Annotated in this window: 6 protein-coding genes; 5 read left to right on the top strand and 1 reads right to left on the bottom strand. The window is 63.9% G+C overall.

The genetic code is table 11. The annotated features are described in order from the left end of the window. The first annotated feature begins 110 nt into the window (after positions 1-110). From AC2VOU_RS18405 to AC2VOU_RS18390, 4 genes are all read left to right on the top strand, one after another. Positions 111-938: a hypothetical protein gene (locus AC2VOU_RS18405; protein ID WP_486958664.1), complete on the top strand. Its 828-nt coding sequence runs from the start codon at positions 111-113 to the stop codon at positions 936-938. A 42-nt stretch (positions 939-980) separates the two neighbouring features. Next, positions 981-2897, top strand: coding sequence for a fumarate reductase/succinate dehydrogenase flavoprotein subunit (locus AC2VOU_RS18400; RefSeq protein ID WP_486958663.1), 1917 nt, complete (start codon positions 981-983; stop codon positions 2895-2897). A 52-nt stretch (positions 2898-2949) separates the two neighbouring features. Further along, positions 2950-3696 carry a succinate dehydrogenase/fumarate reductase iron-sulfur subunit gene (locus tag AC2VOU_RS18395; protein ID WP_486958662.1) on the top strand — a complete coding sequence of 249 codons (747 nt, stop codon included), beginning with the start codon at positions 2950-2952 and terminating at the stop codon, positions 3694-3696. Between the two features lie 64 nt (positions 3697-3760). Then, complete coding sequence (locus tag AC2VOU_RS18390; RefSeq protein ID WP_486958661.1) at positions 3761-3922, top strand: hypothetical protein; 162 nt, start codon at positions 3761-3763, stop codon at positions 3920-3922. Positions 3923-3936: 14 nt separating this feature from the next. Here the strand turns inward: AC2VOU_RS18390 and AC2VOU_RS18385 are convergent, their stop codons facing one another. After that, positions 3937-4425, bottom strand: a complete 489-nt coding sequence (locus AC2VOU_RS18385) for a flavin reductase family protein (protein ID WP_486958660.1) — start codon at positions 4423-4425, stop codon at positions 3937-3939. 310 nt (positions 4426-4735) lie between these two features. Here AC2VOU_RS18385 and AC2VOU_RS18380 point away from each other — a divergent pair. After that, a partial coding sequence (locus AC2VOU_RS18380; RefSeq protein WP_486958659.1) for an acyl-CoA dehydrogenase N-terminal domain-containing protein occupies positions 4736-5168 on the top strand: 433 nt, incomplete at its 3' end.

The raw sequence follows: 5168 nt of genomic DNA, 5'->3' as shown, positions 1-5168 counted from the left end.
GATGAAGGTGTCGGGGGCCACCACCGCTCCTGATTTCGCGCCCCGATGGGAATCATCGGGGCACGCCTGGGTAGTCTTCGACGAACAGCCCGTTCGAAGAGGAACATTTGATGAGCGCACCCACGGCGAACCGTCCTGCGTCCGGTGTCTTTTCACCCACGCGAGCACGCATCGATCAGCGAACGCTTCGCACCGACCGTTGGTGGATGTCGCCGCTGCGAATTGACTTGGGGTTCGCCGCATTCGTCATTTACGCGACGTTCCGGGCGTTCCAACAGAATTATTTCTTCGTTCCCAAGTACCACATGTTGACGCCGTTTTACTCGCCCTGCGTCAGCAAGGCTTGCGGTGAGGCCAGCGACTTTTGGCCGCAGATCCTGCCGCACGTGTGGTGGCTGCCGTTCGCGGCGCTGACGCTGCCCTTCCTGCTGCTCTTCCGGCTGACCTGCTACTACTACCGCGGCGCCTACTACCGCACGGTGTGGCAGTCGCCGACGGCCTGCGCGGTGGCCGAACCTCGCGTGCACTACAGCGGTGAGACCAAATTCCCGCTGATCGTGCAGAACACCCACCGGTACTTCTTCTACGCCGCCGGCATCATCTCGGTGATCAACAGCTACGACGCGATCATCGCGTTCCACTCCGACAGCGGACCGGGCGGATTCGGCTTCGGACTGGGCAATGTGATCATGGTCGTCAACGTGGTCATGCTGTGGGTCTACACGCTGTCCTGCCACTCGTGCCGGCACGCCACCGGCGGGAGACTCAAGCACTTCTCCAAACACCCTGTGCGGTACTGGATCTGGACTCAGGTCAGCAGGCTCAACACCCGCCACAAGCTGTACGCGTGGATCACGCTCGGCACGTTGATGCTGACCGACTTCTACATCGCGCTGGTCGCCAGCGGCACCATTTCCGACCTGAGATTTATTGGCTGAGAAGCCATTTCAGAACTACCGAAATAGCTGAGCGAGGTTGTAATGACTGAGGTCGAACGGCACTCCTACGACGTCGTCGTCATCGGTGCCGGCGGCGCGGGTCTCCGCGCGGTCATCGAGGCGCGGGAACGCGGTCTCAAGGTTGCGGTGGTGTCCAAGTCGCTGTTCGGCAAGGCCCACACGGTGATGGCCGAGGGCGGCTGCGCGGCGGCGATGGGTAACACCAACCCCAAGGACAACTGGAAGACCCACTTCGGCGACACCATGCGCGGCGGGAAGTTCCTGAACAACTGGCGGATGGCCGAGCTGCACGCCAAGGAAGCCCCCGACCGGGTGTGGGAGCTGGAGACCTACGGCGCGCTCTTCGACCGTCTCAAGGACGGCAAGATCAGCCAGCGCAACTTCGGCGGGCACACCTACCCGCGGCTGGCGCATGTCGGCGACCGCACCGGCCTGGAGCTGATCCGCACCATGCAGCAAAAGATCGTCTCGCTGCAGCAGGAGGACCACGCCGAGCTCGGCGACTACGAGGCCCGGATCCGGGTGTTCGCCGAGACCGCCATCACCGAACTGATCAAAGACGGTGACGCAATCGCGGGGGCTTTTGGCTACGTGCGCGAGACCGGCAAGTTCATCTTGTTCGAGGCGCCCGCCGTCGTCCTGGCCACCGGCGGTATCGGCAAGTCCTTCAAGGTCACTTCGAACTCGTGGGAGTACACCGGCGACGGCCACGCGCTGGCGCTGCGGGCCGGCGCGACGCTGATCAACATGGAGTTCATCCAGTTCCACCCGACCGGCATGGTCTGGCCGCCCAGCGTCAAGGGCATCCTGGTCACCGAAGGTGTGCGCGGCGACGGCGGAGTGCTCAAGAACTCCGACGACAAGCGCTTCATGTTCGACTACATCCCCCCGGTGTTCAAAGGCCAATACGCCGAGTCGGAGCAGGAAGCCGACCAGTGGCTCAAAGACAACGACTCGGCCCGTCGCACACCTGACCTACTTCCCCGTGACGAGGTCGCTCGCGCGATCAATTCCGAGGTCAAGGCCGGTCGCGGCAGCCCACACGGTGGCGTTTACCTCGACATCGCCTCGCGGCTGACACCCGAGCAGATCAAAAAGCGGCTGCCGTCGATGTACCACCAGTTCATGGAACTGGCCGGGGTCGACATCACCCAGGAGCCGATGGAAGTCGGGCCCACCTGCCACTACGTGATGGGTGGCGTCGAGGTGGACGCCGACACCGGTGCCGCCACTGTTCCCGGCCTATTCGCCGCGGGCGAGTGCTCCGGCGGCATGCACGGCTCCAACCGGCTGGGCGGCAACTCGCTGAGCGACCTGCTGGTCTTCGGCCGTCGCGCCGGCCTGGGCGCGGCCGACTACGTGCGGGCGTTGAGCGGCCGGCCCAGCGTCGCCGAGGACGCCGTCGAGACCGCCGCCAAGCGGGCGCTGGCCCCGTTCGAGGCTCCAGCCAACGGCGCCGCCGCGGAGAACCCCTACACGCTGCAGCTCGACCTGCAGCAGTCGATGAACGACCTGGTGGGCATCATCCGTAAGTCGGAGGAGATCACCGAGGCACTGGGGCGGCTCGACACGCTGCGCGAACGGTTCAAGCACATCCACGTCGACGGCGGCCGGCAGTACAACCCCGGCTGGAACCTCGCACTCGACCTGCGCAACCTGCTGCTGGTCAGTGAGTGCGTCGCCAAGGCCGCGCTGGAGCGCACCGAGAGCCGCGGCGGGCACACCCGCGATGACCATCCGGGGATGGACCCGTCGTGGCGCAAGGTGCTGCTGGCCTGCACTGCCAGCGGCGACGACCCGATCGTTCCCGACGTCACGGTGACGCGCAAAGACCAGATCCCGATGCGGCCCGACCTGCTCGAGGCTTTTGAGATCTCGGAGTTGGAGAAGTACTACACCGACGAAGAGTTGGCCGACCACCCAGGACGGAGAGGCTGATGACCCGCGCTGACGACGATGCAGAGCGAAGCGATGAGAAGGAGCAGCGCTCATGACGTATGACGCGACTTTGCGGGTATGGCGTGGCGACGAGGCCGGCGGCGACTTGCAGGACTTCACCGTCGAGGTCAACGAAGGCGAGGTAGTGCTCGACATCATCCACCGCCTGCAGCAGACCCAGACGCCGGACCTCGCCGTGCGGTGGAACTGCAAGGCCGGCAAGTGTGGTTCCTGCTCGGCCGAGGTCAACGGCAAGCCGCGACTGATGTGCATGACGCGGATGTCGACCTTCGCCGAGGACGAGGTGGTCACCGTGACGCCGATCCGGACCTTCCCGGTGATCCGCGATCTGGTGACCGACGTGTCGTTCAACTACGAGAAGGCCCGGGAAATCCCTTCATTCGCGCCGCCGAAGGACCTGCAGCCCGGCGAGTACCGGATGCAGCAGGAAGACGTCGAACGTTCCCAGGAATTCCGCAAGTGCATTGAGTGCTTCCTGTGCAACAACGTCTGCCACGTAATCCGCGACCACGACGACAACAAGCCGCACTTCGCCGGCCCGCGCTTCTTGATGCGGATCGCGGAATTGGAGATGCATCCGCTGGACACCCGCGATCGGCGGGACGAAGCCCAGGAAGAGCACGGCCTCGGGTACTGCAACATCACCAAATGCTGCACCGAGGTCTGCCCGGAGGGCATCAAGATCACCGACAACGCGCTGATTCCGATGAAGGAGCGCGTCGCCGACCGCAAGTACGACCCGATCGTCTGGCTGGGCAACAAGCTCTTCCGTCGCTGAAAGCCGGGTGTTCAGTCGCCGCGGATCCGCGTACCGTCGGGTACAACCGGAAAGGCGGTGACCAATGACGATCCGAAAGCCCACCAGCGTCAACGACATTCGAACGGCGATCGAGGAGCTGACGGCCCGCGCCGAATTGGCGCACAAAGAGCGCCGCGACCAGGACGCCGCGGAAATCGAGCGACGGATACAGGCTTACCGCGAGGAGCTCGGCCGGCGTCCCTAGGCTCCCCGGCGTACCTAGACTCCGAGGCGCCGAAACGCACTGCGGTGGAACACGATCGGCGCAATGTCCGCGTCAACCCGAACGTCGCTGACCCGCAAAACCACGATCGTGTGGTCCCCAGCTTGGATGAGTTGCTCGATCACTGTCTCCATCCAGAGGCTGGTGCCGCGAATGAAGACCGCGCCGCTGCTGTAAGACTCCGTTTCCAGTTCCGCGAAGCGATCCCCGGTCTTGGCCGCCAGCGCGCGCGCGGCGCCGTCGTGCGACTCACCGAGAACGCTGATGCCCAGCGCTTTGACCTCTTTAAGCTTCGGCCACGTCGTCGAGGTGTTCTGCACACAGAACGACACCAACGGCGGATCCAGTGACACCGGGACGAACGTGCTGGCCGCCAAGCCTTCACGGACACCGTCGACTTCGGCGGCGATAGCGATGATGCCGGACGGGAAATGGCCGAAGGCCTCTCGCAGGGAGGTGGGCGTCAGCTTGTCAGGAGTCTTCACCGGGCTTCACTCGCGTCGACGGGATTCTCGTAGTGTTGACCCTACCCGTAGAACGTTACAACTTGCGTGCTGGCCGTCACGTATCGCGGCCCGGCCCCGACCTCGTTTGGCCGCCTCCTCAGTCGGTCGGGCCAGTGGCTAGACGGGCATGCCAGGGCCTCGGTCGGGACGAGGCCAACTGGTTGGTTGATATTTAGCTCACAGTCGCTTGCAACCGGTTACTCGTCGGTATAGCTTTAGCTGTGTTACTGGTGGGTAACTTAGCCATGAGTACCCAACCTCAAGTGGCGTTCTCATCGAGGAGGAACTAGTGAGCCACTACAAGAGCAACGTCCGCGACCAGATATTCAATCTATTTGAGGTCTTCGGCGTTGACAAAGCATTCGGCGAAGGTGAATACACCGACCTGGACGTCGACACCGCACGCGAGATGCTCGCAGAGATGAGCCGACTGGCCGAAGGCCCGGTCGCCGAATCTTTCGTCGACACAGACCGCAATCCCCCGGTGTTCGACCCCGAAACGCACTCCGTGACACTGCCCGAGCCGTTCAAGAAGTCGGTTCGCGCGCTGCTCGAGGGTGGTTGGGACAAGGTCGGCATCGACGAGGAGCTCGGCGGCATGCCGATGCCCAAGGCGATGGTTTGGTCGCTGCACGAGCACGTGCTGGGGGCCAACCCCGCAGTGTGGATGTACGGCGGCGGCGCCGGATTCGCCACCATCTTCCACCACCTCGGTACCGAGG

The organism is Mycobacterium sp. TH-M25 (assembly GCF_057473665.1).
Note: the sequence above shows the minus strand (reverse complement) of the source record. Positions and strands in the feature narration are given on the sequence as shown.

Coding starts and splice junctions, on each gene's coding strand:
- AC2VOU_RS18390 (WP_486958661.1), top strand. CDS start 3,761: ATGACGATCCGAAAGCCCACCAGCGTCAACGACATTCGAACGGCGATC.
- AC2VOU_RS18395 (WP_486958662.1), top strand. CDS start 2,950: ATGACGTATGACGCGACTTTGCGGGTATGGCGTGGCGACGAGGCCGGC.
- AC2VOU_RS18405 (WP_486958664.1), top strand. CDS start 111: ATGAGCGCACCCACGGCGAACCGTCCTGCGTCCGGTGTCTTTTCACCC.
- AC2VOU_RS18400 (WP_486958663.1), top strand. CDS start 981: ATGACTGAGGTCGAACGGCACTCCTACGACGTCGTCGTCATCGGTGCC.